General features: G+C 63.4%; 24 protein-coding genes. 6 read left to right on the top strand and 18 right to left on the bottom strand.

Translation table 11 applies throughout. The annotated features are described in order from the left end of the window. Positions 1–23 precede the first annotated feature (23 nt). On the bottom strand, positions 24–752 hold the full coding sequence (locus NKJ00_RS21875) for a class I SAM-dependent methyltransferase (protein ID WP_352610803.1): 729 nt from the start codon (positions 750–752) through the stop codon (positions 24–26). Then, a complete protein-coding gene (locus NKJ00_RS21880; RefSeq protein ID WP_352610802.1) occupies positions 749–2,755 on the bottom strand; it encodes a long-chain fatty acid--CoA ligase in 2,007 nt (668 codons plus the stop codon). The genes NKJ00_RS21875 and NKJ00_RS21880 overlap by 4 nt, the downstream gene beginning before the upstream one ends. Before the next feature lie 454 nt (positions 2,756–3,209). Between NKJ00_RS21880 and NKJ00_RS21885 the strand changes: the two genes are divergently transcribed. From NKJ00_RS21885 to NKJ00_RS21905, 5 genes are all read left to right on the top strand, one after another. Next, entirely contained in the window at positions 3,210–4,802 is a 1,593-nt protein-coding gene (locus NKJ00_RS21885) for an ABC transporter substrate-binding protein (protein ID WP_023811486.1), read from the top strand. Between the two features lie 50 nt (positions 4,803–4,852). Beyond that, positions 4,853–5,860, top strand: a complete 1,008-nt coding sequence (locus NKJ00_RS21890; protein WP_352551034.1) for an ABC transporter permease subunit — start codon at positions 4,853–4,855, stop codon at positions 5,858–5,860. 70 nt (positions 5,861–5,930) lie between these two features. Further along, on the top strand, positions 5,931–6,785 hold the full coding sequence (locus tag NKJ00_RS21895; protein ID WP_224618710.1) for an ABC transporter permease subunit: 855 nt from the start codon (positions 5,931–5,933) through the stop codon (positions 6,783–6,785). A gap of 2 nt (positions 6,786–6,787) precedes the next feature. Next, a complete protein-coding gene (locus NKJ00_RS21900) occupies positions 6,788–7,642 on the top strand; it encodes an ABC transporter ATP-binding protein (RefSeq protein WP_352610823.1) in 855 nt (284 codons plus the stop codon). Continuing rightward, entirely contained in the window at positions 7,642–8,472 is an 831-nt protein-coding gene (locus tag NKJ00_RS21905) for a dipeptide ABC transporter ATP-binding protein (RefSeq protein WP_352610801.1), read from the top strand. The genes NKJ00_RS21900 and NKJ00_RS21905 overlap by 1 nt, the downstream gene beginning before the upstream one ends. Before the next feature lie 206 nt (positions 8,473–8,678). On the opposite strand, the gene NKJ00_RS21910 is transcribed toward NKJ00_RS21905, so the two are convergent. From NKJ00_RS21910 to NKJ00_RS21925, 4 genes are all read right to left on the bottom strand, one after another. Next, the gene (locus tag NKJ00_RS21910) at positions 8,679–9,953 is read right to left on the bottom strand and encodes a cysteine desulfurase-like protein (protein WP_352610800.1); all 1,275 of its coding nucleotides are present in this window, start codon (positions 9,951–9,953) and stop codon (positions 8,679–8,681) included. Between the two features lie 46 nt (positions 9,954–9,999). Beyond that, positions 10,000–10,674, bottom strand: coding sequence for an amino acid ABC transporter permease (locus NKJ00_RS21915; protein ID WP_023811481.1), 675 nt, complete (start codon positions 10,672–10,674; stop codon positions 10,000–10,002). Positions 10,675–10,826: 152 nt separating this feature from the next. Beyond that, on the bottom strand, positions 10,827–11,624 hold the full coding sequence (locus tag NKJ00_RS21920; protein ID WP_023811480.1) for an ABC transporter substrate-binding protein: 798 nt from the start codon (positions 11,622–11,624) through the stop codon (positions 10,827–10,829). 78 nt (positions 11,625–11,702) lie between these two features. Continuing rightward, positions 11,703–12,020 (bottom strand): hypothetical protein, encoded by a 318-nt coding sequence (locus NKJ00_RS21925; protein WP_164893002.1) that lies wholly within the window; start codon positions 12,018–12,020, stop codon positions 11,703–11,705. A 112-nt stretch (positions 12,021–12,132) separates the two neighbouring features. Between NKJ00_RS21925 and NKJ00_RS21930 the strand changes: the two genes are divergently transcribed. Then, entirely contained in the window at positions 12,133–13,224 is a 1,092-nt protein-coding gene (locus NKJ00_RS21930) for an LLM class flavin-dependent oxidoreductase (RefSeq protein ID WP_352610799.1), read from the top strand. Between the two features lie 284 nt (positions 13,225–13,508). On the opposite strand, the gene NKJ00_RS21935 is transcribed toward NKJ00_RS21930, so the two are convergent. The 12 genes from NKJ00_RS21935 to NKJ00_RS21990 form a co-directional block, all read right to left on the bottom strand. Continuing rightward, complete coding sequence (locus NKJ00_RS21935; RefSeq protein WP_352610798.1) at positions 13,509–13,904, bottom strand: RidA family protein; 396 nt, start codon at positions 13,902–13,904, stop codon at positions 13,509–13,511. 64 nt (positions 13,905–13,968) lie between these two features. After that, a complete protein-coding gene (locus NKJ00_RS21940) occupies positions 13,969–15,117 on the bottom strand; it encodes an acyl-CoA dehydrogenase family protein (protein ID WP_352631097.1) in 1,149 nt (382 codons plus the stop codon). 234 nt (positions 15,118–15,351) lie between these two features. Then, positions 15,352–16,164: an enoyl-CoA hydratase family protein gene (locus tag NKJ00_RS21945; protein WP_292337695.1), complete on the bottom strand. Its 813-nt coding sequence runs from the start codon at positions 16,162–16,164 to the stop codon at positions 15,352–15,354. Further along, the gene (locus tag NKJ00_RS21950) at positions 16,161–16,631 is read right to left on the bottom strand and encodes a MarR family winged helix-turn-helix transcriptional regulator (protein WP_127271381.1); all 471 of its coding nucleotides are present in this window, start codon (positions 16,629–16,631) and stop codon (positions 16,161–16,163) included. The genes NKJ00_RS21945 and NKJ00_RS21950 overlap by 4 nt, the downstream gene beginning before the upstream one ends. Next, on the bottom strand, positions 16,625–17,383 hold the full coding sequence (locus tag NKJ00_RS21955; protein ID WP_352631099.1) for an SDR family NAD(P)-dependent oxidoreductase: 759 nt from the start codon (positions 17,381–17,383) through the stop codon (positions 16,625–16,627). The genes NKJ00_RS21950 and NKJ00_RS21955 overlap by 7 nt, the downstream gene beginning before the upstream one ends. A gap of 199 nt (positions 17,384–17,582) precedes the next feature. Next, positions 17,583–19,877, bottom strand: coding sequence for a bifunctional salicylyl-CoA 5-hydroxylase/oxidoreductase (locus NKJ00_RS21960; protein WP_352631101.1), 2,295 nt, complete (start codon positions 19,875–19,877; stop codon positions 17,583–17,585). A 141-nt stretch (positions 19,878–20,018) separates the two neighbouring features. Beyond that, entirely contained in the window at positions 20,019–20,618 is a 600-nt protein-coding gene (locus tag NKJ00_RS21965) for a VOC family protein (RefSeq protein ID WP_352631103.1), read from the bottom strand. A gap of 78 nt (positions 20,619–20,696) precedes the next feature. After that, entirely contained in the window at positions 20,697–21,533 is an 837-nt protein-coding gene (locus NKJ00_RS21970; RefSeq protein WP_352631105.1) for an ATP-binding cassette domain-containing protein, read from the bottom strand. Continuing rightward, complete coding sequence (locus NKJ00_RS21975) at positions 21,526–22,404, bottom strand: ABC transporter ATP-binding protein (protein WP_352631107.1); 879 nt, start codon at positions 22,402–22,404, stop codon at positions 21,526–21,528. Before NKJ00_RS21975 ends, NKJ00_RS21970 begins: the two co-directional genes overlap by 8 nt. Beyond that, entirely contained in the window at positions 22,401–23,249 is an 849-nt protein-coding gene (locus NKJ00_RS21980; protein ID WP_352631109.1) for an ABC transporter permease, read from the bottom strand. The genes NKJ00_RS21975 and NKJ00_RS21980 overlap by 4 nt, the downstream gene beginning before the upstream one ends. Then, positions 23,242–24,249, bottom strand: a complete 1,008-nt coding sequence (locus NKJ00_RS21985) for an ABC transporter permease (RefSeq protein ID WP_352631111.1) — start codon at positions 24,247–24,249, stop codon at positions 23,242–23,244. The genes NKJ00_RS21980 and NKJ00_RS21985 overlap by 8 nt, the downstream gene beginning before the upstream one ends. A 219-nt stretch (positions 24,250–24,468) precedes the next feature. After that, positions 24,469–25,998 (bottom strand): ABC transporter substrate-binding protein, encoded by a 1,530-nt coding sequence (locus tag NKJ00_RS21990; RefSeq protein ID WP_352631113.1) that lies wholly within the window; start codon positions 25,996–25,998, stop codon positions 24,469–24,471. Positions 25,999–26,044: the final 46 nt, after the last annotated feature.

The following is a 26,044-nucleotide window of genomic DNA, read 5'->3' on the forward strand; positions in this document are numbered from 1 at the left end:
CGTCGGTAGACGCGGCCGCCTCGTCAGCCTTCGAAGCGAAAGACGCCGCTTGGCTGCAGCGCGCTGTCTTTCGCCTGGCCGAAATCCGGCACCTTATGTTCGGCGAGCAGGCGCAGCCGTGATCGTGGCAGATAGGCGCGGCTAGGATCGCCGACCAGGACCTCGATGCCGGCATTCAGGCAGCGTTCGAAAAAAGGCATGACGCGGTCGGCGACGCCTTGGCTGTAGAAGACATCGCCTGCAAGCACGAGGTCGACGGCCGGCGGCGGACCCCTGGTGATGTCGTCTCCGATCACGGTGATGGCGACACCGTTGGCCGCCGCGTTTAGAGCGAGCGCGGCAACGCCGTTGCGGTCGATCTCTGCGGCGATGACTTCGCGTGCGCCAGCCTTGGCGGCGGCAATGCCGACAAGACCCGAACCGGCGCCGAGGTCGAGCACGCGGCGGCCGGCTACCGTTTTCGGATGATCCAGTATGTGGCGCGCAATCACCGCGCCGCCGGCCCACACATAAGCCCAGTAAGGCGGCTGCGGCTCGGGTCCATCGTTGTCCGCCTCGATCGTGTCGTCATCGTCGCCAGCGCTTTGGTGCGGATCTATGAGCCGTCTCAGGCCACTGGCCGGATGCGGTGTATAAAGCTGGATCTCAGGCACCGACGGCACCGGGGCGAGGCGCATGTTCGTCCTGATGAATTCTGCCGGGTCAGGACGGCAAGGTGCATTTACGGCGTCCGCGCCGCCGGCTGCAATCATTCGCGCAGCGCTCGCCGCAGGATCTTGCCGACCGGCGTCTTCGGCAGCTCGGTGCGGAATTCGATGTATTTGGGCCGCTTGTAGCCGGTCAGGTTCTCACGGCAAAAGGCGGTGATTGCTTCGGCGGTCAGCGCCGGATCCTTCTTGACCACGAACAGTTTCGGCACCTCGCCCGAATGCTCGTCCGGCACGCCGACCGCCGCCACTTCGAGCACGCCCGGATGCATCGCCACGACTTCCTCGAGCTCGTTCGGATAGACATTGAAGCCCGAGACGAGGATCATGTCCTTCTTGCGGTCGACGATCTTGGTGTAGCCGCGTTCGTCCATGAAGCCCATGTCGCCGGATTTGAAGTAGCCATCCTTGGTCATCACCTTGGCGGTCTCATCGGGCCGGTTCCAGTAGCCCGCCATCACTTGCGGTCCTCGGATGCAGACCTCGCCGACCTCGCCGAGCGGCAAATTGTTGCCGTCGTCGTCGCGGATGGCGATCTCGGTCGAGGGCAGCGGCAAGCCGATGGTGCCGGTGAAGTCGCCGGCGGTGAACTTGTTGGCGGTGGCCACCGGCGAGGTTTCCGAGAGGCCGTAGCCTTCGGTGACCGAACAACCGGTCAGCGTCTTCCAGCGTTCGGCGACGCCCTTCTGCACCGCCATGCCGCCGCCCAGCGTCAGCACCAGCGGCTTGAAGTCGAGCTTGCGGAAATCCTCATTGTTGAGCAGCGCGTTGAACAGCGTGTTGAGGCCGGGAAAGATGTGCACCGGATACTTCTGCAATTCCTTGACGAAGCCGGGAATGTCGCGCGGATTGGGAATGAGCACATTGCGGGCGCCTTGCTGCATGCCCATCAGCGCGTTCACGGTCAGCGCGAAAATATGATAGAGCGGCAGCGCGCAGATAAAGTTGGGGTGCGCCGGTTTCGGCTTGATCGTGTAGGCGTCCTCCATCCACTGCGCGTTCTGCGCGACGTTGGCGAGCACGTTTCTGTGCAGCAGTGTGGCGCCCTTCGACACGCCCGTGGTGCCGCCCGTATATTGCAGGAAGGCGACATCGTCGGCTTCCACCTTGGCCGGCTTGAAGCCCATGCCGGCGCCGGCCTTCATGGCGGCATTGAACTTGACATGGCCGGGCAAGGACCATGCCGGCACCATCTTCTTCACGCGGCGCACGACGAAATTGATGATCGTGCCCTTCAGGCCGCCAAGCATGTCGCCCATCGCGGCGACCACCACATGCTTGACCGTGGTCCTGGCGATCACCGCCTGCAAGGTGTTGGCGAAGTTCTCCAGGATGACGATGGCTTGCGCACCGGAATCCTTCAACTGGTGTTCGAGCTCGCGCGGCGTGTAGAGCGGATTGATGTTCACCACCACATAACCCGCTCGCAAGATCGCCATCATCGCCACCGGATATTGCAGCACGTTCGGCATCATCAGCGCGACGCGCGCGCCTTTCTGCAGGCCTTTCGATTGCAGGTAGGCGCCGAAGGCCGCCGACAGCCGCTCGACATCGGTGTAGCTGATGGACTTGTCCATGCAGGTGAAGGCCGGCTGCGCGGAAAACTGCTTGCAGGCGGCGACGAGGAAATCGCCGATCGAGCTGTAGGGCAGGGCGCCGATCTCGGCCTGCACGTTTTTCGGATAGCTCTTGAGCCACGGCTTTTCCGGCAAGCCGGCGGCCAGCGCCGTCAGCGTTTTCGGCAATCGGTTGGCGGTGGCGTCGGCCGGCCTTGCCGCCGGTGGGGTCTTCATCGCCGCGGCGGCTTTCGATGCCGGCCTGGCAGCGGGCTTTGCCGCCCCCGCTTTATTTCCCGACGCCGTCTTTCCGGCCGCAGCCTTGGCCGGGGCTTTCACCACTGGCCTTGTGCTTGCCCTTACGGGCGCCGCGGCCGCCTTCGGCGTGGCGGCTTTGGAAACGGGTGCTTTCGGCTTGGCAGTACCGGCTGCTTTCGACGGCGCCTTGGCTCCCGCTTTCACCGGCGCCGTCGTCCTTGATGCTTTTGCCAACCGTTCCTCCCTGGACAAGTCTTGTTCATCCGCGCCGCGCTCGCCCCTGAATTGACAAGGACGCCCTCCGCTGCGGCCGCTACACCCTATGTATTGCCTCCGTTGGTGACCGTGCAAGTCTTGCCCTTGCGGCAACATGGCGAAAGATTTGCCGTCGAAAGTCTTTGCCGCCGCCAGCGCTCCCAGGCGGTGTCCTGGCGCATCCCTCGGCCGCTCGGAAGCGCCGGGAACATTTATATCGTCAGCTTGGCGATCAATAAAAAAATTCGGTTGTTAATAATCTCGTGAATGGAAGAAACTGCTAATTTTTTCTGCAATTTGGCAGAATAGCGGATTTTTTTCCTGCTTCCCGCGGGGTAAGCAAACGGGGTGTTCCAAAGCCGGAAAAACGGTGCTTATATGCGCGCTTCGCGAGCCTGATAGAGGGGCTTGGAAGAACATCAGGGAGTGCTCAATGAATAAGAAGCTGACTTTTGCAGCCGCGTTGCTGGCTGCAAGCGTCCTGAGCGGCATGGCCAATGCGAAAACTCTGGTCTACTGCGCGGAAGCTTCGCCGGAAGGTTTCGATCCGGCGCCGTATACCGCAGGCCAGACGTTCGACGCGTCATCGCGCACCGTCTTCAACCGCCTTGTCGAATTCGATCACGGCAAGACGACGACCTCGCCGGGCCTGGCCGAGAGCTGGACGATCTCCGACGATGGCAAGGAATATGTCTTCAAGCTGCGCAAGGGCGTCAAGTTCGCCGCAACCGACTATTTCACCCCGACGCGCGACTTCAACGCCGACGACGTGGTGTTCTCGTTCGAACGCCAGGTCGACAAGAACGGCCCCTGGTTCCAGTACATTCCGGGCATTGCCTACCAGTATTACAATGACCAGTTCGGCGACAACATTACCAAGGTCGAGAAGGTCGATGACCTGACGGTGAAGTTCACCCTCAAGGAGCCGGCGATCACCTTCATTCCGACGCTGGGCATGGATTTCGCCTCGGTCGTCTCCAAGGAATATGCCGACAAGCTGCAGGCCGACAAGACGCCTGAGCTGTTCAACCAGAAGCCGATCGGCACCGGCCCGTTCATCTTCGTCGACTACCAGACCGACGCCGCCATCCGCTACAAGGCCAACCCGGACTATTGGGGCGGCAAGCAGAAGATCGACGATCTGGTCTTCGCCATCACCACCGATCCGGCGGTGCGCGCGCAGAAGCTCAAGGCCGGCGAATGCAACATCATGTCGTACCCGGCACCGGCCGACATCGCCGGCCTGCAGGCCGATGCGAACCTGAAGGTCGAGGAGCAGGAAGGCCTCAATGTCGGCGCGCTGATGTACAACACCCAGCAGAAGCCGTTCGACGACGTGCGCGTTCGCAAGGCGCTCAACATGGCCATCAACAAGAAGGCCATCATCGATGCCGTCTTCCAGGGCGCCGGCCAGGTGGCGATCAATCCGATCCCGCCGACCATGTGGTCCTACAACAAGGAAGTGAAGGACGATCCTTACGATCCGGATGCAGCCAAGAAGCTGCTTGAAGAAGCCGGCGTCAAGGACCTCAAGATGAACGTCTGGGCCATGCCGGTGTCGCGCCCCTACATGCCGAATGCGCGTCGCACCGCCGAGCTGATCCAGGCGGACTTCGCCAAGGTCGGCGTCACCGTCGAGATCGTCAGCTACGATTGGGGTGAATACCTCAAGCGCGCTTCCGCGGTCGATCACGACGGCGCCGTCATCGTCGGCTGGACCGGCGACAATGGCGATCCGGACAACTTCCTCGGCGTGCTCCTGAGCTGCGCTTCCGTCGGTTCGAACAACCGCGCGGAATGGTGCAACAAGGACTTCGATGCGCTCATCAACAAGGCCAAGACCGTTTCGGACCAGGCCGAGCGCACCAAGCTCTATGAACAGGCACAGGTCATCTTCAAGGAACAGGCACCCTGGGCGACGCTCGCTCACTCCAAGGTGTTCATGCCGATGCAGAAGACCGTCACCGGCTTTGCGATGGATCCGCTCGGTATCCACCGCTTCGACGGCGTCGATATCGCCGAATAAGGTTGCGAAACGGGGGCGCCACCATGTGGTGACGCCCCCACTCGCCCGCCATGCTGCGTTATATCCTCGGCAAGCTCGCCCTCATCATCCCGACCTTCATCGGGATAACCATCCTCGCCTTTGGCTTCGTGCGCATCCTGCCCGGTGATCCGGTGCTGGTGCTTGCGGGCGAACGCGGCCTGTCGCCCGAACGCCACACGGCGCTGATGCACCAGTTCGGTTTCGATCTGCCGATTTGGCAACAATACCTGACCTATCTGACGAATGTCCTGAGCGGCGATTTCGGCACCTCGTTTTCAACTAAGACGCCGGTGCTCAAGGATTTCCTGGTGCGCTTCCCGGCAACGGTCGAACTCGCCATCTTCGCCATGATCTTTGCCGTTGTCCTGGGTGTCGCCGCCGGCATCTTCGCCGCCATCCGCCGCGGCTCCTGGTTCGATCAGCTGACGATGGGCACGGCGCTGGCGGGCTATTCCATGCCGATCTTCTGGTGGGGTCTGCTGCTGATCATCGTGTTCTCCGGCACGTTGCACTGGACGCCGGTTTCCGGCCGCATCGACCTTCTCTATTTCTTCAAGCCGGTGACCGGCTTCATGACCATCGATTCGCTGATCTCGGGGCAGAAGGGCGCATTCCGCTCGGCACTGTCGCACCTCGTCCTGCCCACGATCGTGCTCGGCACTATCCCGCTCGCAGTCATCGCCAGGCAGACGCGCTCGGCGATGCTCGAAGTGCTGGGTGAGGACTATGTCCGCACCGCGCGCGCCAAGGGCCTGGCGCCGCGCCGCGTCATCGGCCTGCATGCCTTCCGCAACGCGCTGATCCCGGTCGTCACCACCATCGGTCTGCAGGTCGGCACGCTTTTGACCGGCGCCATCCTGACCGAGAGCATCTTCTCCTGGCCCGGCATCGGCAAATGGATGATCGACGCCATTTCCAAGCGCGACTATTTCACCGTGCAGGGCGGGTTGCTTTTGATCGCGCTGATCGTCATGTCGGTCAACCTCATCGTCGACGTGCTCTACGCCGTCATCAACCCACGCATCCGGGCCAACTGACATGAGCAATGAAGGCCCAGCCACCATCGAAGCCGCGACCGTCGTCAAGCCGCAGGACGCCAGGCTGCAGATGTTCGGCGAGTTCTGGCATTACTTCTCCGTCAACAAGGGCGCGGTGATCGGGCTCTTTGTCTTTGCGCTGCTGATCCTGATCGCCATCTTCGCGCCGCTGCTGGCGCCTCATTCGCCGGACGATCAGTTCCGCGACTTCTTCCTGACGCCGCCGGCCTGGCAGGAAGGCGGCAACGCGCAGTTCCTGCTCGGCACCGACGCTGTCGGCCGCGATATGCTGTCGCGGCTGATCTACGGCTCGCGCTTCTCGCTCGCCATCGGCTTCGTCGTCGTCACGTCAGCGCTGATCTCAGGCGTCATTCTCGGCCTGCTCGCCGGCTACTGCCGCGGCTGGGTCGACACGCTGATCATGCGCATCATGGACATCATCCTGGCCTTCCCGTCGCTGCTATTGGCCCTGGTGCTGGTCGCGGTGCTTGGCCCCGGCCTCGTCAACGCCATGATCGCCATCGCCTTCGTGCTGCAGCCGCATTTCGCCCGGCTCACCCGTGCCGCCGTGATGGCCGAGAAGACCCGCGAATATGTCGTCTCGGCCAAGGTCGCCGGGGCCAGCCATCTCAGGCTGATGCTGGTCACCATCCTGCCCAACTGCATCGCGCCGCTGATCGTGCAGGCGACGCTGTCCTTCTCCAACGCCATTCTCGAGGCAGCCGCCCTTGGCTTCCTCGGCATGGGCGCGCAGCCGCCGACGCCGGAATGGGGAACGATGCTGGCCGAAGCGCGCGAGTTCATCCTGCGTGCCTGGTGGGTGGTTACTTTCCCGGGTCTCGCCATCCTGATCACCGTCTTCGCCATCAACCTGATCGGCGACGGCCTGCGCGACGCGCTCGACCCCAAGCTGAAGAGGTCGTGAGCATGCCTCTGCTCGAGATCAAGAACCTCACCGTTTCCTTCGACACCGCGGCCGGACCGTTCATGGCCGTGCAAGGCATCGACCTGTCGATAGAGCCGCGCGAAGTGCTGGCGATCGTCGGCGAGTCCGGTTCCGGCAAGTCGGTGGCGATGCTAGCGGTGATGGGCCTGTTGCCCAACACGGCAACGGTAAAGGCCGACCGGATGGCCTTCGACGGCGTCGATCTGTTGAAGCTCAGCCCGTCCGAACGGCGCAAGATCGTCGGCAAGGACATCTCGATGATCTTTCAAGAGCCGGTCGCCAGCCTCAACCCGTGCTTTAACGTCGGCTTCCAGATCGAGGAGGTGCTGCGCTTCCATATGGGTATGGATCGCGCTCAGCGGCGCGAGCGGGCCATCGAGTTGATGAAGCTGGTCGGCATCGCCGATCCGGAAGAACGGCTTAGCTCCTTTCCGCACCAGATGTCGGGCGGCCAATGCCAGCGCGTCATGATCGCCATCGCCATCGCCTGCAATCCGAAGCTGCTGATCGCCGACGAGCCGACGACGGCGCTCGACGTCACCATCCAGAAGCAGATCCTCGATCTGCTGGTTTCGCTGCAGGCCAAATACGGTATGGGCCTGATCATGATCACCCACAATATGGGCGTGGTGGCCGAGACCGCCGACCGTGTCATCGTCCAGTACAAGGGCCGCAAGATGGAGGAGGCCGACGTGCTGTCGCTGTTTGAATCGCCGAAGAGCAATTACACGCGGGCGCTTTTGTCGGCGCTGCCGGAGAACGCCGTCGGCGACCGGCTACCGACCGTTTCCGACATGATGTTCGAGCCGGCGCCTTCGGCAGTTGGAGCCGCCTGATGAGCACCACGGTCCTCGAAGGCAAGAACATCGTCCGCGACTACCATATCGGTGGTGGCCTGTTCACCGGGCCGCGCACCGTGCATGCGGTCAAGGGCGTCTCGTTCAAGGTCGACAAAGGCAAGACGCTGGCCATCGTCGGTGAGAGCGGCTGCGGCAAGTCCACGCTCGCCCGCATCATCACGCTGATCGATCCGGCGACTTCGGGCGAGCTGTTCATCGACGGCAACAAGGTCGACATTGCCACGAAAGCATTGACGAAGGAGATGCGCCGCAAGGTGCAGATCGTTTTCCAGAATCCGTACGGATCGCTCAATCCGCGCCAGAAGATCGGCGACGTGCTGGGCGAGCCGCTGCTGATCAACACCGACAAGCCGGCGGCCGAGCGGCGCGACCTTGCGATGAAGATGCTCAAGAAGGTCGGCCTCGGTCACGAGCATTACAACCGCTATCCGCACATGTTCTCGGGCGGCCAACGCCAGCGCATTGCCATTGCCCGTGCGCTGATGCTCAATCCAAGCCTGCTGGTGCTGGACGAGCCGGTCTCGGCGCTCGATCTGTCGGTGCAGGCGCAGGTGCTCAACCTGCTTGCCGACCTGCAGGACGAGTTCCAGCTGACCTATGTCTTCATCAGCCACGATCTGTCCGTGGTGCGCTACATCGCCGACGATGTGATGGTGATGTATTTCGGCGAAGCGGTCGAATACGGCTCGCGCGACGAGGTCTTCGCCGACCCCAAGCACAGCTACACCAGGACGCTGTTCGCGGCGACCCCGCGCGCCGACGTCGCCTCGATCAAGGCGAGGCTAGCGAAGAAGAAAGCGGCTTAACGTCTCTTCGTCATCCTAGGGCGGAGCGGCGCGAAGCGTCGCGCAGACCCTAGGATCCATGCCGTTTACCTCAGCCGAAAGGTGCAGCGGAGCAGAATTCTGCACCGTGGCAACACTCGAACGTCACGGCATGGATCCTCGGGTCTGCACTGCGTCGCTACGCTCCTTGTTCCGCCCGTGGATGACGACGCTGGAGAGGCCGCCGCTCAGGACAACTTCGCGATGATGGCGCGCAACGCTTCGCCGAAGCGCCGGACTTCCTCGATTGTGTTGTAGTGGACCAGCGAGGCGCGGATGGCGCCGCTATCCATCGACAGGTTGAGGCGCTTCATCAGCCGTGGCGCGTACATGTGGCCGTCGCGGATGCCGATCTGCATCTCGGCCATTTCCTCGACGATCCGCTGCGGCGACAGTGTGCCGATGTTGAAGCAGAAGGTCGGTACGCGCTCGGTGATGCGAGCCACGTCGGCAACACCATAGATGGTCGCGCCGCAGTCCTTGAGCACAGCGAGCATCTCACGCGCCAGCACCAGCTCATAGTCGCGAATGGCGCCCATGCCGGCGACGATGTTGTCGCGCCGGGAGCGGTTGTTGGCGGGCGCCAGATTGCGGCCGATCAGTTCCAGATACTGCACGGCCGCGTCCATGCCCGAGACGTTCTCGTAGATGAAGGTGCCGGCCTCGACCTTGTAGGGCGGCTCGTCGGGGATGAAATCCTCGCGGAAGGTCGGCAGCCGTTTCAGCGTTTCGAAACGACCCCAGAGGAAGCCCATATGCGGCGAGAAATTCTTGTAGCCGGAGCAGACGAGATAGTCGCAGTCCCAAGCCTGCACGTCGATCAGCCCGTGCGGTCCGTAATGCACGCAGTCGAGGAACACTTCGGCGCCGGCCGCGTGCGCGATCTTGGCCACCGCGGCGACATCGACGATCGAGCCGATCGAGTGCGCGGTGACCGTGCAGGCGACGAGACGGGTGCGGTCGGAAACCAGCGGACGCAGATCATCGACATGCAGATTGCCGTCCTCGCGCATGCGCCACCATTTGAACTTGGCGCCGGCCGATTCCAGCGCCAGCCAAGTCGCGATGTTGGCGTCATGGTCCATGTCGGTGACGACGATCTCGTCGCGCTCCTGCAGCATCTGGCCGATGCCGAGGCTGACCAGGCGGATGAACGAGGTGGCATTCATGCCGAAGCAGATTTCCGCCGGGCTATAGGCGTTGATGAGCAGGGCGACGCTTGTTCGCGCATCGGCGACCGACTGGTCGACCGTGACGCTGCGGCCATAGCGGCCGCCACGCTGCACATTGTGCGAAACCAGATGGTTGGTCACCGCGTCGAGTACGCTCTGCGGGATCTGCGCGCCGGCGGCGTTGTCCAAAAAGATGAAGTCGCCAGCCCGCTGCAAGGCTGGAAACATGGCGCGGATGGCGTCGACGGGGAACGCGGTGGCGTTTGCATTGTCGGTTTGATGCTTGTTCACGGGTAGGCTCCTGCAAAGGACTTGAGCGGGGATCAGGTAGTGGAGGTCAGCGCTTCTTTTCGGTCTTGAAGCGCTCTTCAAGCAGGCTGACGAGGCGGACCATCGGCCAGAGGAAGATGAGGTAGACAAGCGCTGCGCCGATCAGCGGCGAGGGGTTGGCGTAGAGCGACTGCGCGTTGGTCGCTTCCTTCAAGAGTTCCGGCAGCGCCACGGTGGAGGCGAGCGAAGTGTCCTTGAACATCGAGACGCAGTTGCTGGTCATCGGCGGGATGACGACGCGGATCGCTTGCGGCAGCACCACCTTGCGCAAGGTCAGCAGGAACGGCAGGCCAAGCGCCTGCGACGCCTCGAACTGGCCGCGCGGGATGCTCTCGATGCCGGAGCGGAACACCTCCGCCGAGTAGGCCGACATGATGAAGGCGAAAGCAGTCACGGCGGAGGCCCAGGACGACAGGCGTATGCCGAGGAACGGCAGTGCATAGTAGATCAGGATCAGCACGACCAGCACCGGCAGGGCGCGGAAGATGTCGGTGTAGCCGACCGCCAGCCACCGCAGCGGCTTCGGCGCATAGAGCCGCACCAGGCTGATCCCCAGGCCGATGGGGATGCCGATGCCGATGCTCAAAATGCCGAGCAGCAGCGTGTTCAGGAAGCCGCGCAGCAGCGCCGGCAGGCTGGACATGATGACATCGGGATTGAAGAAGGTATCCAGCAGCGACATGGGAGCGTTCCCGAACCCGAGAGCAAGGATGCTCAGGTTAAAACCAATCGACCTCGCCAATGGCGAGACGGTCTGCGCGGAAGCCGGCGCTGGCGCATGAAATGAATCGTGCCGGCCTGGAAAGCCGGCACGATGTCAGCGCAGCTTTCAGCTCAGGCCTTCGGCAGCGGCATTTCCTTCATGGTCGAAGAGTCGGCGGGCGCGTCGCTGCCGAACCACTTCTTGTGGATGGCGGCCAGCGTGCCGTCCTTCTTCATAGCGCTCAGCGCGTCGTTCAGCTTGCCGAGCAGCGGGTGGTCCTTGCTCATCATCAGGCCGTATTGTTCGCCGGTCTTGATGCGCTCCTTGACGACCAGGTCCTTCATCTTGGTGAAGGAATACTCCATGCCTGGAATGTCGCTGACGGCGGCATCGACGCGGCCGGCGCTGAGGTCGAGCAGCAAATTCTGCTGCGTGTCGTAACCCTTCACGTCGCTGAAGCCGCCGGCTTCCTGATGTGCCTTGACCCAGGTTTCACCGGTCGAGCCGGACAGCACGCCGACGATCTTGCCCTTGAGGTCGGCCTCGGCCTTGATCGGGCTGTCGGCCTTGGTGGCAATGCCCATGTCGGAATCATAATAGGGCTGCGTGAACGACTGCGACTTCAGCCGCTCGGCCGTGATGGTGATCGACGAGATGGCGACGTCGATGCGCTTCGACGTGGTGGCGGCAAACAGCGCCTGGAAGCCGAGATCGGCGATGTCGGTGGTCATGCCGATGCGCTTGGCGGCTTCGTTGACGATGTCGACTTCAAAGCCTTCGAAGGTGCCGCTCTCGTTCTTGAATTCGAAGGGCGGGTTGGTCGGATAGGCGCCGACATTGAGCACATCGGCGGCATAGGCGGTGGCGGGGCCGGCGGCGATGCCGACGGCGGCGGCAAGAAGAAGCAATTTGCGGCGCGTGAAGCTCATTTGTGTTCCCTCTGTTGTTGATCGGGCGGGTTGCTCCCGCACGGTTTTTTGCCGCCCCGCTTCACGCAGGACGTCAATTCATGGCAGCGACCATGCGGTCATGGTTGGCGACGTTTTGTGTTGCAGATCGCGGATCTGCGCGCGCACTTCATCGAAGGCATGGCGCGCATTGGATGATGACTGGGGCAGTATGAACGACAAGAACTGAGACTCCCACCCGGAGCACCCACGATGGACTGGCCGGCACGATGAACTGGTCTGCACGATGGACTGGCCGGCAAGCCCGTCCGGCACGGCAATCGCCATCGACTCTGGAATGCTTATCCAAAGTGCGGCGCTTTTCAAGGCGAAAGTTTTAAGCTTAAAAAGCTGCGGTGTCCGTTGCGTGGCCGACACGGTGCGGCCCGCTGGAACCGATACCCGCGAGCGATGGCGACGCGAAGCTATTTCAGGCTTGAAATATCTCCGCGCGGGCCTAGCGTGTGCTCTCTCGCCGGGAGGTCGCGACATGAACAAACCACACCCCTTGCACGGCCCGAACAGATTGAAGCTGGGGGTCTTTTCGACCAATGCCGATGGCGGGCTGGCCATAACCGATGTGCCTGAACGCTGGACGGCAAGCTGGCAGGACAATCTGACCGCAGCCCAGATCGCCGACCGTGCCGGGCTGGAGTTCATGCTGCCGATCGCCCGCTGGCGCGGTTTTGGCGGCCGCAACAAGGTGCGGGAATGGTCGTTCGAGACCTTCACCTGGGCGGCGGCCCTTGCCATGGCCACCGAGCAGATCGGCCTGTTCATGACCGTGCATGTGCCGCTGGTGCATCCGCTCTATGCCGCCAAGGCGCTGGCGACGGTCGACCACATCAGCCAGGGTCGCGCCGGCCTGAATATCGTCTGCGGCTGGAATCCGAAGGAATTCGGCATGTTCGGCACGCCTCTGGTCGAGAAGGGCTACGACCAGGCAGCGGAATGGATCGAAATCCTCGAAAAGCTTTATGCCTCGCCCGACCCGCTCGGCTATGAGGGCACCTACTACCGCCTCAAGGAAGCCGTCAGCCGTCCGGCCAGTCTGCAGGTGCCGCGCCCGGTGACCATGAACGCCGCTTTCGGCGGGCCCGGCCGCGATTTCGCCGCCGCGAGATGCGACTATCTGTTCACGACCTTTTCCGAAATGGGCGATGCCGGCAAACATGTCGCCGACATCAGCGAGCGGGCAGACAAGGTGGGCCGTGATGTCGGCGTCTACACCGTGGCGCATGTCGTCTGCCGCCCGACGATGGAAGAGGCGCGGGCATATTACACGCGCTATGCGGTCCATATGGCCGACCACGACGCCGTCGATGCCCACATGGCCGGCAAGAAGGAATTCTCGCAGTCGCACGACCCGCACGCCTATGACCGCTACCGGCAGCGTTTCGCCGGCGGCGCCGGCACCTACCCGCTGATCGGAACGCCGGAAACGATCGCCGCCGACATGGTCGCCATTGCCGGGCATGGCTACCAGGGCATCGCGCTGTCCTTCGTCAATTACACCAGGGAGTTGCCCTATTTCTGCGATCACGTGCTGCCGATTTTGCGGAAGGCGGGGCTTCGCGCATAGTAGTGGTGATCAGTTGCGGTGGATCATCGCGGATATTCGGAATTAGCCGAAGCCCTCCCCAACGTCGTCATCCCTGGGCGAAGCAGGAGCGCAGCTCCGTCGCGGAGACCCTGGGATCCATGCCGCGACTTCGGCCGTGGAGTGTGCAGCGGTGCAGAATTCTGGACCGTGGTGACGCTTTGGAGTCCCGGCATGGATCCTCGGGTCTGCGCCGCGTCGCTTCGCTCCTTGCTTCGCCCGTGGATGACGAAGTAATGGGCGTTTACTCCGGACGAACGAATTCCCTATTCCGGAATAACGGCAGTCGCCTGGATCTCCACCTTGGCCCGGTCTTCGACCAGCGCCACCACCTGCATGGCGGCCATCGCCGGAAAATGCCGGCCGATGACCTCGCGATAGGCCTCGCCGATGCCCCTGAGGTTGGCGAGGTATTCGGCCTTGTCGGTAAAATACCAGGTCATCGAGGTGATGTGCTGCGGTCCGGCACCGGCCTCGGCCAGCACCGCCACGATGTTCTGAAGCGTTTGCCGCACCTGGCCGACAAAATCGTCGGTCTCGAACTGGCATTGCCTGTTCCAGCCGACCTGTCCGCCGACGAAGACGAGCTGCCCGCGCGCGGCGACGCCATTGGCGTAGCCGACAGGTTTTGCCCAGCCTTCGGGCTGCAGAATCCTGTGCATTCAAAACCTCCCGGTATTCCAAAACCCAATTTTCAAAATCGAACGCTCGTCAAAATCTCTGCCGTCAGGCCGCGCCCATCACCTGCCGCGCGATCACCACCTTCTGCACGTCGGAGGCACCCTCGTAGATGCGCAGCGCGCGGATCTCGCGATACAGGCTTTCGATGATGTGGCCCTTGCGGACACCGTCGCCGCCATGCAGCTGCACAGCCTTGTCGATCACCTCTTGCGCCTTGTCGGTGGCAAACAGCTTGGCCATCGACGCCTCGCGTGTGACCCGCGCGGCCCCCATGTCCTTGGTCCACGCAGCGCGGTAGACCAGAAGCGCCGCCGCATCGACGTCCAGCGCCATCTCGGCGATATGACCCTGCACCATCTGCAGTTCGGCCATTGGCGCGCCGAACAGTTTGCGCTCGGCCACCCGTTTGATGCTTTCATCCAGCGCGCGGCGGGCAAAGCCGAGTGCCGCCGCCCCGACGGTCGAGCGGAACACGTCGAGCACCGACATGGCGATGCGGAAGCCGTCGCCGGGTCTGCCGATCAGCGCAGCGGCCGGCAGGCGGACCTGATCGAAAGACAGCCGTGCCAGCGGATGCGGCGCGATCACTTCCAGCCGTTCGGCGATGCCAAGGCCCCTGGCGTCGCCAGGCACAAGGAAGGCGGAAAGCCCCTTGGCGCCCGGCGCCTCGCCGGTGCGGGCAAAGACGACATAGAGGTCGGCGATGCCGCCGTTGGAGATCCAGGTTTTTTCACCCGACAAGACATAGCTGTCGCCGTCGCGGGTCGCCGTCATTTCCGTGTTGGCGACGTCCGACCCCGAGCGTGGCTCCGACAGGGCGAAGGCCGATATCGCCTTGCCGGCACGCGTCTTCGAAAGCCATTGCTGCTGGTCCGGCGTGCCGAACAGGCTGAGCGCGCCGGTGCCGAGCCCCTGCATGGCGAAGGCGAAATCGGCCAACCCGTCATGGCGGGCAAGCGTCTCGCGCGTGATACACAGGGTGCGCACGTCGAGGGGGCCAGGATTGTCGGTGTCGATTGCCGTCGGCTTCAGCCAGCCGTCTCGCCCGAGCTTGCTGACCAGTTCGCGGCAGGCGGCGTCGACATCATGGTGGGAGACCGGCAGGTTTTTCGCGCACCATACGTCGAGCTGCTCGGCGAGCTGACGATGGCGGTCTTCGAAGAACGGCCAATGGAGGAAGGAACGATCAGGCATGGGTGCTTCCACCACTATTCTCCAGGCCCTGCGCTCTACGGCGCCCCCCTCTGTCCTGCCGGACATCTCCCCCTCTAGGGGGGAGATTGGCAACGTCGACGTCGGCGCCCTTCTTGAGACGTTGGCGATTTGCGAAGGCGTGCGTGACAGCCGATCTCCCCCTTGGAGGGGGAGATGTCCGGCAGGACAGAGGGGGGCGCTGTCCCGCCGACGTCTCCACGGAATGCATCATCCTCAATCCCCCTCGAACACCGGCTTTTCCTTGGCCACGAACGCCTTGTAGGCGCGCTCGAAGTCGCGGGTCTGCATGCAGATTGCTTGCGCCTGCGCTTCCGCCTCGATCGCCTGGTCGAGGCCCATCGACCATTCCTGGTTGAGCTGCGTCTTGGTGATGCCGTGCGCAAAGGTCGGGCCGGAGACGATGCGCGCCGCCATATCGAGCGCGTCGGCCTCGATCGATGCGGCATCGACCAGCCGGTTGTAGAAACCCCAGCGTTCGCCTTCATCAGCCGTCATGGTGCGGCCGGTGTAGAGCAGTTCTGCGGCGCGGCCCTGGCCGATGATGCGCGGCAGGATCGCGCAGGCGCCCATGTCGCAGCCGGCGAGGCCGACGCGGGTGAACAGGAACGCGGTCTTGGCTTCCGGCGTGGCGATGCGGATATCGGAGCTCATCGCAATGATGGCGCCGGCGCCGACCGCGACGCCGTCGACCGCCGCAATGATCGGCTTGCCGCAATTCAGCATCGCCTTGACGAAATCGCCGGTCATGCGGGTGAAGGCGAGAAGCTCCTTCATGTCCATCTTGACCAGCGGGCCGATGATGTCGTGGACATCGCCGCCGGAGCAGAAATTGCCGCCATTGGAGAGGAACACCACGGCGTCGACATCGTCGGCATAGACGAGGTCGCGGAACGTGTCGCGCAGCTCGGCATAGCTGTCGAAGGTCAGCGGGTTCTTGCGCTCCGGCCGGTCGAGCCGGACCTTGGCGATCCTGCCCTCGACCTCCCACAGGAAATGCTTCGGCTTGCGCCCGGCCATTGCGGTCATTCGCGTCCCTCCCAGTTGCTGCGAAACGAGGTCAGCATGCCGGTCAGCCGGCGCGCGTCGTCCTCGCTGACCTTGCCCAGCAATTCACCGATCCAGCCTTCATGCGCCGCGGCGATTGTGGCGAAGGCTTGCGTGCCTTCCTCGGTCAGCCGCACCATCGACGTGCGGCGGTCGCCATTGCGCCTCGCGCGGGCGACAAGTCCTTCCGAAACCAGCCGGTCGACGATGCCCGTGACATTGCCGTTGGAGACCAGCAGGAAGCGCGACAGGTCGCTCATCAGCATGCCTTCCGGCATCCTATAGAGTGCTGCCATCACGTCGAAGCGCGGCAGCGTCGTGTTGAACTCCTTCTTCAGCCGCTCGCGCAGCTCGGCCTCGATCGTGCGCGAGGCTCGCAGCAGCCTGATCCACAGCCGCAAGCGGTCCTTGCCGGGTCCCGACGGCGCGGGCAGGGGGCCGGCTACCATGTTTCGCCTCCTGAGATGGAAATCGCCTGTCCGGTTATCGATTCGGCGGCGTCGCCGCACAGCCACAGCACGGCGGCGGCGACCTCATCCGGCTGGATGAAGCGGCCTTGCGGGTTGTTCGAGGCGAGGCTTGACCGCGCTTGCTCGACCGAGCGGCCGGTCTTCTCGATGATGCGCTGGATGGACTCTTCCAGCATTTCGGTTTCCACAAAGCCTGGGCACACCGCGTTGACGGTGACGCCCGATTTCGCCGTTTCGGCGGCAAGCGCCCGCATCAGGCCAACGACGCCATGCTTGGCGGCGACGTAAGACGCGACGTAGGCGTAGCCTTTCAGGCCGGCGGTCGAGGCGATGAAAACAATTCGTCCTGTTTTCCGCACGGCCATGCCGGCCAGCGCCGGCTTCACCGTCAGGAAGGCGCCGGTCAGATTGACGTCGAGCGTTCGCTGCCAGTCGCTGAGCGCGGTTTTGTGCGCCGGGGCGCTGCCGGCCATGCCGGCATTGGCGACGACGATGTCGAAGGGTCCGCGCGCGGCTTGCGCCCTTTCGTAAAGCGACGCCATCGCCGCCTCGTCGGTGACGTCGGCGGCAATGCCGAAGATGCGGCCGTTCTCGCCGGCCACCTCAGTGAGCTCTGCTTCCCGGCGGCCGCAGATGGTGACATCGATGCCGGCAGCAGCCAGCGCCAGCGCGATGGCCCGCCCGACGCCGGAGCCACCGCCGGTGACCAGCGCATGCTTGCCGGCGATCATGCTTCAATCCTCAAAACATGGCGCCAAGTACCCCCACCCCTAACCCTCCCCACAAGGGGGAGGGAGAAGGCTACGACAGCACCTGTCCATTGCAAACTTATGCGGTGCCGGCTGAGTCGAATGCGACGCGGTCCCCCTCCCCCTTGTGGGGAGGGGCGAGGGGCGGGGGTACAGCGCTGACGTGGCAGACGAAAAGCGTTCATACTTTCAGCCCCGCTGCGGCGTCGCGCTCGGCCAGACGGTAGAGCTGGTCGCGCCCGGGCAGATAGGGATCCGGCCATTTGACACCACGGTCGCCGAGCGTGACGGCGGCGTGCAGTGTCCAGTAGGGATCGGCGAGATGCGGCCGTGCCAGCGCCACCAGATCGGCGCGGCCGGCCATCAGGATCGAGTTGACATGGTCCGGCTCGTAGATGTTGCCGACCGCCATGGTGGCCATGCCGACCTCGTTGCGGATGCGGTCGGAAAACGGCGTCTGGAACATGCGGCCATAGACCGGCTTCGCCAGTGCCGAGGTCTGGCCGGCCGAGACGTCGCAAATGTCGACGCCGGCCTCATGCAGCAGCCGGGCGATCTCGACCGCATCGGCTGGCGTCACACCTTCGATGCCGACCCAGTCATTGGCCGAAATGCGCATCGAGATCGGTTTTTCCGCCGGCCAGGCGGCGCGCACCGCGCGGAAGATTTCGAGGGGATAGCGCATGCGGTTCTCCAGCGAACCGCCATAGGCATCCGTGCGCCGGTTGGTGACCGGGGTGATGAAGGACGACAAGAGATAGCCGTGCGCGGCGTGGATCTCGAGCATGTCGAAGCCGCAGCGACCGGCCATTTCCGCCGAAGCCACGAATTCGTCACGCACCCGGTCCATGTCGGCACGGTCCATCGCCCTCGGCACCTGGTTCTCAGGCGACCAGGCAACGGCCGAGGCCGCCATGATAGGCCAGTTGCCGGAGGTCAGCGGCACGTCGGTGCCCTCCCAGCCAAGCCGGGTCGAGCCCTTGGCGCCGGAATGGCCGATCTGGGCGCAGATCTTCGCTTCGGTCTCGGTGTGGACGAAGTCGACCAGCCGCTTCCACGCCACCTCATGTTCGGGCGCGTAGAAACCGGGACAACCGGGCGTGATCCGCCCTTCCGGACTGACGCAGGTCATCTCGATATAGATGAGCCCGGCGCCGCCCTTGGCCCGCTCGGCATAGTGGGTGAAATGCCAGTCGGTCGGACAGCCGTCGACGGCCTTGTACTGCGCCATCGGCGAGACGACGACGCGGTTCTGCAGCCTCATGTCGCGCAGCTTGAACGGGGCGAACATCGGCGCGCGGCGCAGGCTGTTGCCGCCGGCGCCTGCCTGGCGCTGGAACCATTCTTCCGCGCTTTCAAGCCATTCGGCATCGCGCAGCCGCAAATTCTCGTGGCTGATGCGCTGCGAGCGGGTCAATAGCGAATAGTTGAACTGCACCGGATCGAGGCCGAGATAGCGCTCGACCTCCTCGAACCATTCCAGCGAATTGCGCGCCGCCGATTGCAGCTTCAGCACCTCGGTGCGGCGGGCATCCTCATATCTACGGAAGGCGGCGTCCAGGTCCGGCTCGGTTTCGACATATTCGGCCAGCGCCACAGCACTTTCCAGTGCCAGCTTGGTGCCGGAGCCGATCGAGAAATGCGCGGATGCCGCCGCATCGCCCATCAGTGCCAGATTCTTGTAGGACCAGCGCTCGCACAGCACGCGCGGAAAATTGATCCAGGCGGAACCACGGATGTGGTTGGCGTTGGTCATCAGCGCGTGGCCGCCGAGATGTTTTTCGAAGATCCGCTCACAAACGGCGATCGATTCCTGCTGCGACATCGCACCGAAGCCGAAGGCAGCCCAGGTCTGTTCGCTGCACTCGACGATGAACGTCGCGGTGTCGCTGTCGAACTGGTAGGCGTGCGCCCACACCCAGCCATGCTCGGTCTTCTCGAAGATGAAGGTGAAGGCGTCGTCGAACTTCTGGTTGGTGCCGAGCCAGACGAACTTGCATTTGCGGGTGTCGATGTCGGGCTTGAAGATGTCGACGAAACTGTTGCGCGCCCTGGAGTTCAGGCCGTCGGCCGCGACGACCAGATCATGCGTCGCCATGTAGGGCTTGGGATCTGCGATGTCGGTCTCGAACATCAGCTTGACGCCGAGTTCGCGCGCCCGGCGCTGCAGCAGGACCAGCAGCCGCTTGCGGCCGATGCCGCAGAAACCATGACCTGACGAGACCGTGCGCACGCCGTCATGGATGACGGCGATGTCGTCCCAGTAGGCAAAGTGCTTCTTGATCCAGACGGCGCTGACCGGGTCGTTTTTCGACAGATTGTCGAGCGTCTCGGCCGAAAGCACGACGCCCCAGCCGAACGTGTCGTCGGCGCGGTTGCGCTCGAACACCGTCACATCATGCGCGGCGTCCCTCAGCTTCATCGAAATGGCAAAGTAGAGGCCGGCTGGTCCGCCGCCGAGAACCGCAACCTTCATGTCTGCGATCTCCTCTTCGCTTGCTGGAGTTCAGTATCGCGCCGGCGACACGATATTTCAAGCTTAAAGTTTTATATCAAAACGATTGTCCTGACATGGCGAAAGCGCGCCTGCGTGTCATCGCGCAAGCGCGCTGCCGGATCACTTTTCCGGGCTCTTCGGGCTCCACAGCACCGTCTCGGCGCCCTTCTCGTAGGCCATACCCGACGGATAGCTGATCGCCTCCAGTTGCAGACTCCACGGCGCCTGGAAGTAGAGGATGGTCTGGCCGGCGGCGGGTCCTTCGTTGACCGGCAATGGTCCCATCCTTGTCTTGACGCCCTTGGCTTCGAGATAGGCCTTCGCGGCTGCGACATCGTCGACATAGAAGGCGATATGGAAGCCGCCAATGTCGCTGTTCTTCGGCGTCAGGGCCTTCTGGTCCGGTGCTGTGTATTTGAACAGCTCGATGTTCGAGCCATAACCGCAGCGGACCATGGTGACCTCTTCGATCACCGCCTTCGGGTCGACGCCCAGGAGATCCTGCATGAAGGTGCCCTTGTCGTCGGCGAACGGACCGAACGACATCGCCTTCTTGCAGCCGACCACTTCGGTGAAGAAGTCGACCGCTTGCTTCATGTCGGGAACGGTGATGCCGGTGTGGTCGTGGCCGCGCATGCCTGGGATCGAATCCGCCGAGGCCATGCCGGCGCTGCCGAGCATCGCGGCGGCCACCGTTGCAATTGCGATTGTGGTCTTCATGTCAGTCCTCTCCATTTGGCGGGACTTGGGTCTTTGTGGTCGCACGTCCGAGGCCCGCTCTTCGGCGTGCGTATGCATTCATGTCGGCGCCTTGGCGGCGGCGGGGATGTCCAGCCAGCCAGCATCGATCTCGGGCAGCGGAATGGCCGCGATGAGATCGCGCGTGTAGGCCTGCTGCGGCTTGTCGAACAAGGCGTCGGTGGCGCTCGCTTCGACGATCATGCCTTCGCGCATGACAATCACTTGCCGGCACAGCCGCCGAATAACAGACAGATCGTGGCTGATGAAAGCGACGGTCAGCCCCATCTCCGCCGCCAGCTTTTCCAGCAGGGTCAGGATCTGCGCTTGCGTCGATACGTCGAGGCCGGAGACGATCTCGTCGGCCAGCACGAATTTCGGCGACAGCGCCAGAGCGCGCGCAATGCCGACGCGCTGGCGCTGGCCGCCCGACAGTTCGTGGCGGTAGCGGCTGGCAAAACTCTGCGGCAGGCCGACACGCTGCAGCGCCTCGGCGACGCGTGCCTTCAGATTGTCGCCAAGGCCGTTCTGTTTCAGCGGCGCGGCGATGATGCTGGCAATGGTGCGGCGCGGGTTGAGCGACGACATCGGATCCTGGAAGATCATCTGCAGATTGCGGCGCAGCGGCCGCAGTTCGGCTTCCGGCAGATGGGTGATGTCGCGGCCGTCGAAAGTGATGCTGCCTGCGCTGGGTTGCAGCAGGCGTACCAAAGCGCGGCCGAGCGTTGATTTTCCCGATCCGGATTCGCCGACGATGCCGGTCACCGAGCCCTTGGGCAGGTCGAAGTCCAGGCCCTTCAGGATTTCGACCAATGGCGCGCGGCCGATCAGTGGCTTGCGCGTCATGTCGGGCAGCGCGACCTTCAGCCCGCGCACGGAGAACAGTGGCTCAGCCATGCGGCCGCCTCCAGGCTTGGTCGGCGGCAGCGATCTCCGAAGCAAGCCCGGCCAGAACCGCCTCGTCCACCGGCTTCAGCGAGGCGAAAGGATCGGTGTAGCGTGGCGTCGCCGCCATCAGCGCTCGTGTATAGGGGTGCTGCGGCGCGGCGAAGAGCGCTGCGGTCTCGGCCTCCTCCACCACCTTGCCGGCATAGAGCACCGATACCTTCTGGCTGATCTTGGCGACGACGCCGAGGTCATGGGTGACGAACAGGATCGCCGTGCCGTGCTCGCGCTGCAACTGCACGATCAGCCGCAGGATCTGTTTTTGTACGGTCACATCGAGAGCCGTGGTCGGCTCGTCGGCGACGATCAGCCTTGGCTCCGCGGCGAAGGCGGCGGCGATCAGCACGCGCTGGCGCATGCCGCCTGACAGTTCGTGCGGATAGCTTTTCAGCACACGGTCGGGATCGCGGATTTGCACCTCGTCCAGCAATTGCCGAATGCGGGTATCGGCCCTCTCGCCACTCCAGCCGAGGATGCGCACCAGCCGGTCAGTCATCTGCGAGCCGACGCGGCGCGACGGGTTAAGCGCTGTCAGCGGGTCCTGCGGGATCAGCGCCGTGCGTGCCCCGATCAGCGTGCGCCGTGCCTTGGGCGGAAGCTTGCCGAGGTCTTCGCCTTCAAGCCGCATGTCGCCTTCGACAATGCGCACACTCGAAGGCAGGACGCCGAGCACCGCCTTGCCGATCATCGTCTTGCCGGCGCCGCTTTCGCCGACCAGCGCGCGCACTTCACCGGGCTGGACCGCAAGCGACACCGATCGCAGCACGCGCTGGCCGTTGGGCAGCACCGCGCTCAGATCCCTGATGTCGAGACAGGCGCTCATCGCAGCACCGGATCGAAACGCGTCTTCAGCGCCTCGCCGAACTGGCTGAACGACAGCACGGTCAGGATCATCGTGATCAGCGGGAACACCAGCACCCACCAGGCCTGATGGATCGACAGCCGGCCCTCGGCGATGATGCCTCCCCAGGTCGGATCGTCGGTCGAGATCGACAGATTGACGAAGGACAGGATCGCCTCGACGATGACGGCGATGCCCATTTCTAGCGACAGCAATGCGACGATCGACGGCACCACATTGGGCAGCACTTCGCGCAGCATGATGCCGATGCGGCCGTAGCCGGCGATGCGGGCATTCTCGACATAGTCCATGCGCGACTGACCCATCGTCTCGGCACGGATCACCCGGCAAAAGCGCGTCCAGTCGATGATGGCGATGGCAAGGATGACGGAACTCAAGCCCGTGCCGAGCACCGCCACCAGCAATATGGCGAACAGCACCGGCGGAAACGCCATCCAAACATCGACGACGCGCGAGATGATGCGGTCGGCCCAACCGCCGAAATAGCCTGCGATCAGGCCCAGCGTCGAGCCGACCAGGCACGCAGCGATGGCTGCGGACAAGGCGACGATGAAGGCGATGCGGCCGCCGAAGATCAGCCTCGACAACAGATCGCGGCCGAGGCTGTCGGTGCCCAGCCAATAGCCGGGCTCAGCACCGCTCACCCAGAACGGTGGCAGTCGTTCCAGCATCAAATCCTGCGCCAGCGGATCCTGCGGCGCGACAAGCGGCGCGAAGATCGCGGCCAACAGCGCCAGCAGCAGCCAGCCGCCGGCCAGCCACAGGCGTGGCGACACACCTCGCCTTCGTGCGCGGCCCTCATCCATGGCGCAGCCTCGGATTGAGCAGCGCGTACATCATGTCGACGCTGAGGTTGATCAGCACGAACAGCAGCGCGAAGACCAGCACGATGCCCTGGATCAGCGGCAGGTCGCGGTTGATGACGGCGTCGATCGCCATATTGCCGAGGCCTTCATAGGAAAACAGCCGCTCGACGATGACGGTGCCGCCGATGAGGAAGGTGAACTGCACGCCGACCAGTGTCAGCGTCGGCAAAGCGGCATTCTTCAAGGCCTCGCGCAGGATGACCTGCGTTTCCGAGAACCCCTTCACCCGCGCCAGCACGACATAGTCGAGATCGAGCACTTCCTTCAGGGACTGTTTCAAGAGCTGCGAGATGATTGCCGCCAGCGGCAGCGCAAGCGCCACGGCCGGCATCAGCATGTGCTTCAGGAGATCCCAGGTGAGGTCGAGGCGCAGGCGCAACAGGCTCTCGAACAGATAGAATTGGGTGACGAAGGGCAAGTCGAGCTGCGGCGACACCCGGCCGGAAATGTCGAAGATCGGCACCAGCACGCCGAACAGCAGGATCAGCACCAGGCCCCACAGGAAATCGGGTATCGAGAGCGCGGCACCACTGGCGATGTCGATGCCGGCCTCGACCGCCGTGCCGCGCTCGCGTGCGCCGATGATCGCCGTGGTGCCGCCGAGCGTCACCGCCATCACAAGCGCGACGATGGCGAGTTCCAGCGTCGCCGGTAGCCGGTTGAAGACGAGGCCGAGCACATCTTGGCTGAGCGAGATCGAGGTGCCGAAATCGCCCCTGGCGACGCCCGAGAGCCAGATGAAGAATTGCTGGACGATGGTCTTGTCGAGCCCATAGAGCGCGCGCAGCCGGGCGATGTCGGCATCCGTCGCGCCCGGTGGCAGCATCATGGCGATCGGATCGCCGGGCGCGACGCGGATCACGACAAAGACGACGACGGCCACGCCGAACAGCGTGATCAGCATCGTCAGCAGACGGATCAGGAATCTTTGCAGGAGCATTCTGGCGTAGGCCTAATGCGTTTCAGTGACAGGTGGAACGAACAGCCCCCTCATCCGGCCGCTTCGCGGCCACCTTCTCCCCGAGGGGAGAAGAGGTCGACGACGGCTCAGCCAGTCTCTTCTCCCCAGCGGGGAGAAGGTGGCCCGAAGGGCCGGATGAGGGGCCTGCGTCGTTAAAGAAGACACGCCGTCTCGCGACAGCGTGCCCTCCCATATTGGTCAGGCCGGGGTCATCAGAGCCGGCAGCAGCGCGCCGGACACATGCTGCACCACATTGACGCCCTTGGCATGCACGATCGGTTGCGCATACTGGATCAGCGGCAGCACATAGGCCTGCTCGGCGATGTATTTGTCGACAGCCTTCCAGCCGGCGATGCGCTTGGCCTCGTCCTTTTCGCCCCACAGCGGATTGATCATGTCGATCAAATCCTGGCTGTCCCACACCGAATGCGGGCTCGGGCCGTACATGGCAAAGCCGGTCGAGGTGGTCGGATCGCCGATGGCATTGCCCCAATTATAGAAGGCCGCCGGCGCCAGCTTGTCGGCGGCGCGCAGTTCGTAGTGCTTGGCGATCTCGTAGACTTCGATCGTCGCCTCGATGCCAACCTTGCGCCACATGCCGACGATCGCCTGGATCATCTCATAGTCCTTGGGCTTGAAGCCCTTGGTCGTCTGGATGGTGAACTTGACCGGCTTTTCCGGCGAATAGCCGGAAGCGGCCAGCAATTCCTTGGCCTTTTCCGGATTGTGCTCGACCTTGATCGACGCGTCGTAGGATGCGTATTCCGGCGTTTCCAGCGTATCGATCGGCTGGCCGTAGCCGCGCAGCAGGCGATCGACCAGCAGCTTCTTGTCGACGGCCATCACGGCGGCCTGGCGGACGTTCTTGTCCAGCATCGCCTCGATGTCGTTGAAGAAGATCATGCCGATGTCGGAAACGTTCTTGCACGAGCCGGCCAGCCCGTCCTTGGCGATCAGCCGGTCATACTCCTCATAGGGGATTTCGAGCGTCACCTGCGAGGAGCCGGATTCGATCTCGGCGACGCGGCTTGCCGCATCGGCGACGAACTTGATCGTCACATTCTCGAAGGCCGGCTTGCCGCCCCAATAGTTCGGGTTTGCCTTGAGCCGCAGGAAGGCGTTGCGCTCGAACTTTTCCACCATGTAGGGGCCGGTGCCGATCGGCGCCTTCTCGAAACCTTCGGCGCCGACCTTTTCGTAGTAGGCTTTCGGCATGATGTAGCCGGTCAGGAACGACATCCATTTGAAATAGACCGGGTCGAACTGCACGACGTCGCCGGTGATCTTGTTGCCGTCGATCTTGAAATTGTTGACGTTCTTCCAGACGAACTGGATAGGGTTGCCGGTCTTTTCGTCGCCTGCCCGCTGCAGCGACCAGACGACGTCCTCGGCCGTGAACGGCGAGCCGTCATGCCAGGTCACGCCTTCGCGCACCGTCATCATGATCTTGGTGCGGTCGTCGTTCCAGCCCCATTCGGTGAGCAGGCCCGGCGCGAAGGACAAATCGGGCTTCTGCGGGATGAACTGGTCGAATACCGATTGGTAGAGACCCTGGATGGTCGGGTTGACGGCCGAAGGTCCAGTGGTCGGATCCCAGGACGGCAGGTTGACATTGTAGGCGATGGTCAGTTCGCCGGCAGCTGCCTTGGCGATCTGCGGCAGGCCGATGGCGGCCGCCCCGAGTGCCGCGGCGCTGTATCCCAGCAATTCACGTCTGTTGATTGTCATGGTCGTTCCCCTTGTTGGTTTTGTTTCTGCGCGCGGCGTCTTAGTT

The sequence above is a fragment of the Mesorhizobium sp. M0227 genome (assembly GCF_040321855.1).
Taxonomy (GTDB): Bacteria; Pseudomonadota; Alphaproteobacteria; order Rhizobiales; family Rhizobiaceae; genus Mesorhizobium.

Bases quoted from the DNA above. Each gene is read 5' to 3' on its own strand.
- NKJ00_RS21980 (WP_352631109.1), bottom strand. From the start codon at position 23,249: ATGGATGAGGGCCGCGCACGAAGGCGAGGTGTGTCGCCACGCCTGTGG.
- NKJ00_RS21920 (WP_023811480.1), bottom strand. From the start codon at position 11,624: ATGAGCTTCACGCGCCGCAAATTGCTTCTTCTTGCCGCCGCCGTCGGC.
- NKJ00_RS21885 (WP_023811486.1), top strand. From the start codon at position 3,210: ATGAATAAGAAGCTGACTTTTGCAGCCGCGTTGCTGGCTGCAAGCGTC.
- NKJ00_RS21965 (WP_352631103.1), bottom strand. From the start codon at position 20,618: ATGAAGACCACAATCGCAATTGCAACGGTGGCCGCCGCGATGCTCGGC.
- NKJ00_RS21960 (WP_352631101.1), bottom strand. From the start codon at position 19,877: ATGAAGGTTGCGGTTCTCGGCGGCGGACCAGCCGGCCTCTACTTTGCC.
- NKJ00_RS21955 (WP_352631099.1), bottom strand. From the start codon at position 17,383: ATGATCGCCGGCAAGCATGCGCTGGTCACCGGCGGTGGCTCCGGCGTC.
- NKJ00_RS21890 (WP_352551034.1), top strand. From the start codon at position 4,853: ATGCTGCGTTATATCCTCGGCAAGCTCGCCCTCATCATCCCGACCTTC.
- NKJ00_RS21935 (WP_352610798.1), bottom strand. From the start codon at position 13,904: ATGCACAGGATTCTGCAGCCCGAAGGCTGGGCAAAACCTGTCGGCTAC.
- NKJ00_RS21930 (WP_352610799.1), top strand. From the start codon at position 12,133: ATGAACAAACCACACCCCTTGCACGGCCCGAACAGATTGAAGCTGGGG.
- NKJ00_RS21945 (WP_292337695.1), bottom strand. From the start codon at position 16,164: ATGACCGCAATGGCCGGGCGCAAGCCGAAGCATTTCCTGTGGGAGGTC.
- NKJ00_RS21975 (WP_352631107.1), bottom strand. From the start codon at position 22,404: ATGAGCGCCTGTCTCGACATCAGGGATCTGAGCGCGGTGCTGCCCAAC.
- NKJ00_RS21895 (WP_224618710.1), top strand. From the start codon at position 5,931: ATGTTCGGCGAGTTCTGGCATTACTTCTCCGTCAACAAGGGCGCGGTG.
- NKJ00_RS21950 (WP_127271381.1), bottom strand. From the start codon at position 16,631: ATGGTAGCCGGCCCCCTGCCCGCGCCGTCGGGACCCGGCAAGGACCGC.
- NKJ00_RS21985 (WP_352631111.1), bottom strand. From the start codon at position 24,249: ATGCTCCTGCAAAGATTCCTGATCCGTCTGCTGACGATGCTGATCACG.
- NKJ00_RS21915 (WP_023811481.1), bottom strand. From the start codon at position 10,674: ATGTCGCTGCTGGATACCTTCTTCAATCCCGATGTCATCATGTCCAGC.
- NKJ00_RS21990 (WP_352631113.1), bottom strand. From the start codon at position 25,998: ATGACAATCAACAGACGTGAATTGCTGGGATACAGCGCCGCGGCACTC.
- NKJ00_RS21940 (WP_352631097.1), bottom strand. From the start codon at position 15,117: ATGCCTGATCGTTCCTTCCTCCATTGGCCGTTCTTCGAAGACCGCCAT.
- NKJ00_RS21900 (WP_352610823.1), top strand. From the start codon at position 6,788: ATGCCTCTGCTCGAGATCAAGAACCTCACCGTTTCCTTCGACACCGCG.
- NKJ00_RS21905 (WP_352610801.1), top strand. From the start codon at position 7,642: ATGAGCACCACGGTCCTCGAAGGCAAGAACATCGTCCGCGACTACCAT.
- NKJ00_RS21970 (WP_352631105.1), bottom strand. From the start codon at position 21,533: ATGGCTGAGCCACTGTTCTCCGTGCGCGGGCTGAAGGTCGCGCTGCCC.
- NKJ00_RS21875 (WP_352610803.1), bottom strand. From the start codon at position 752: ATGATTGCAGCCGGCGGCGCGGACGCCGTAAATGCACCTTGCCGTCCT.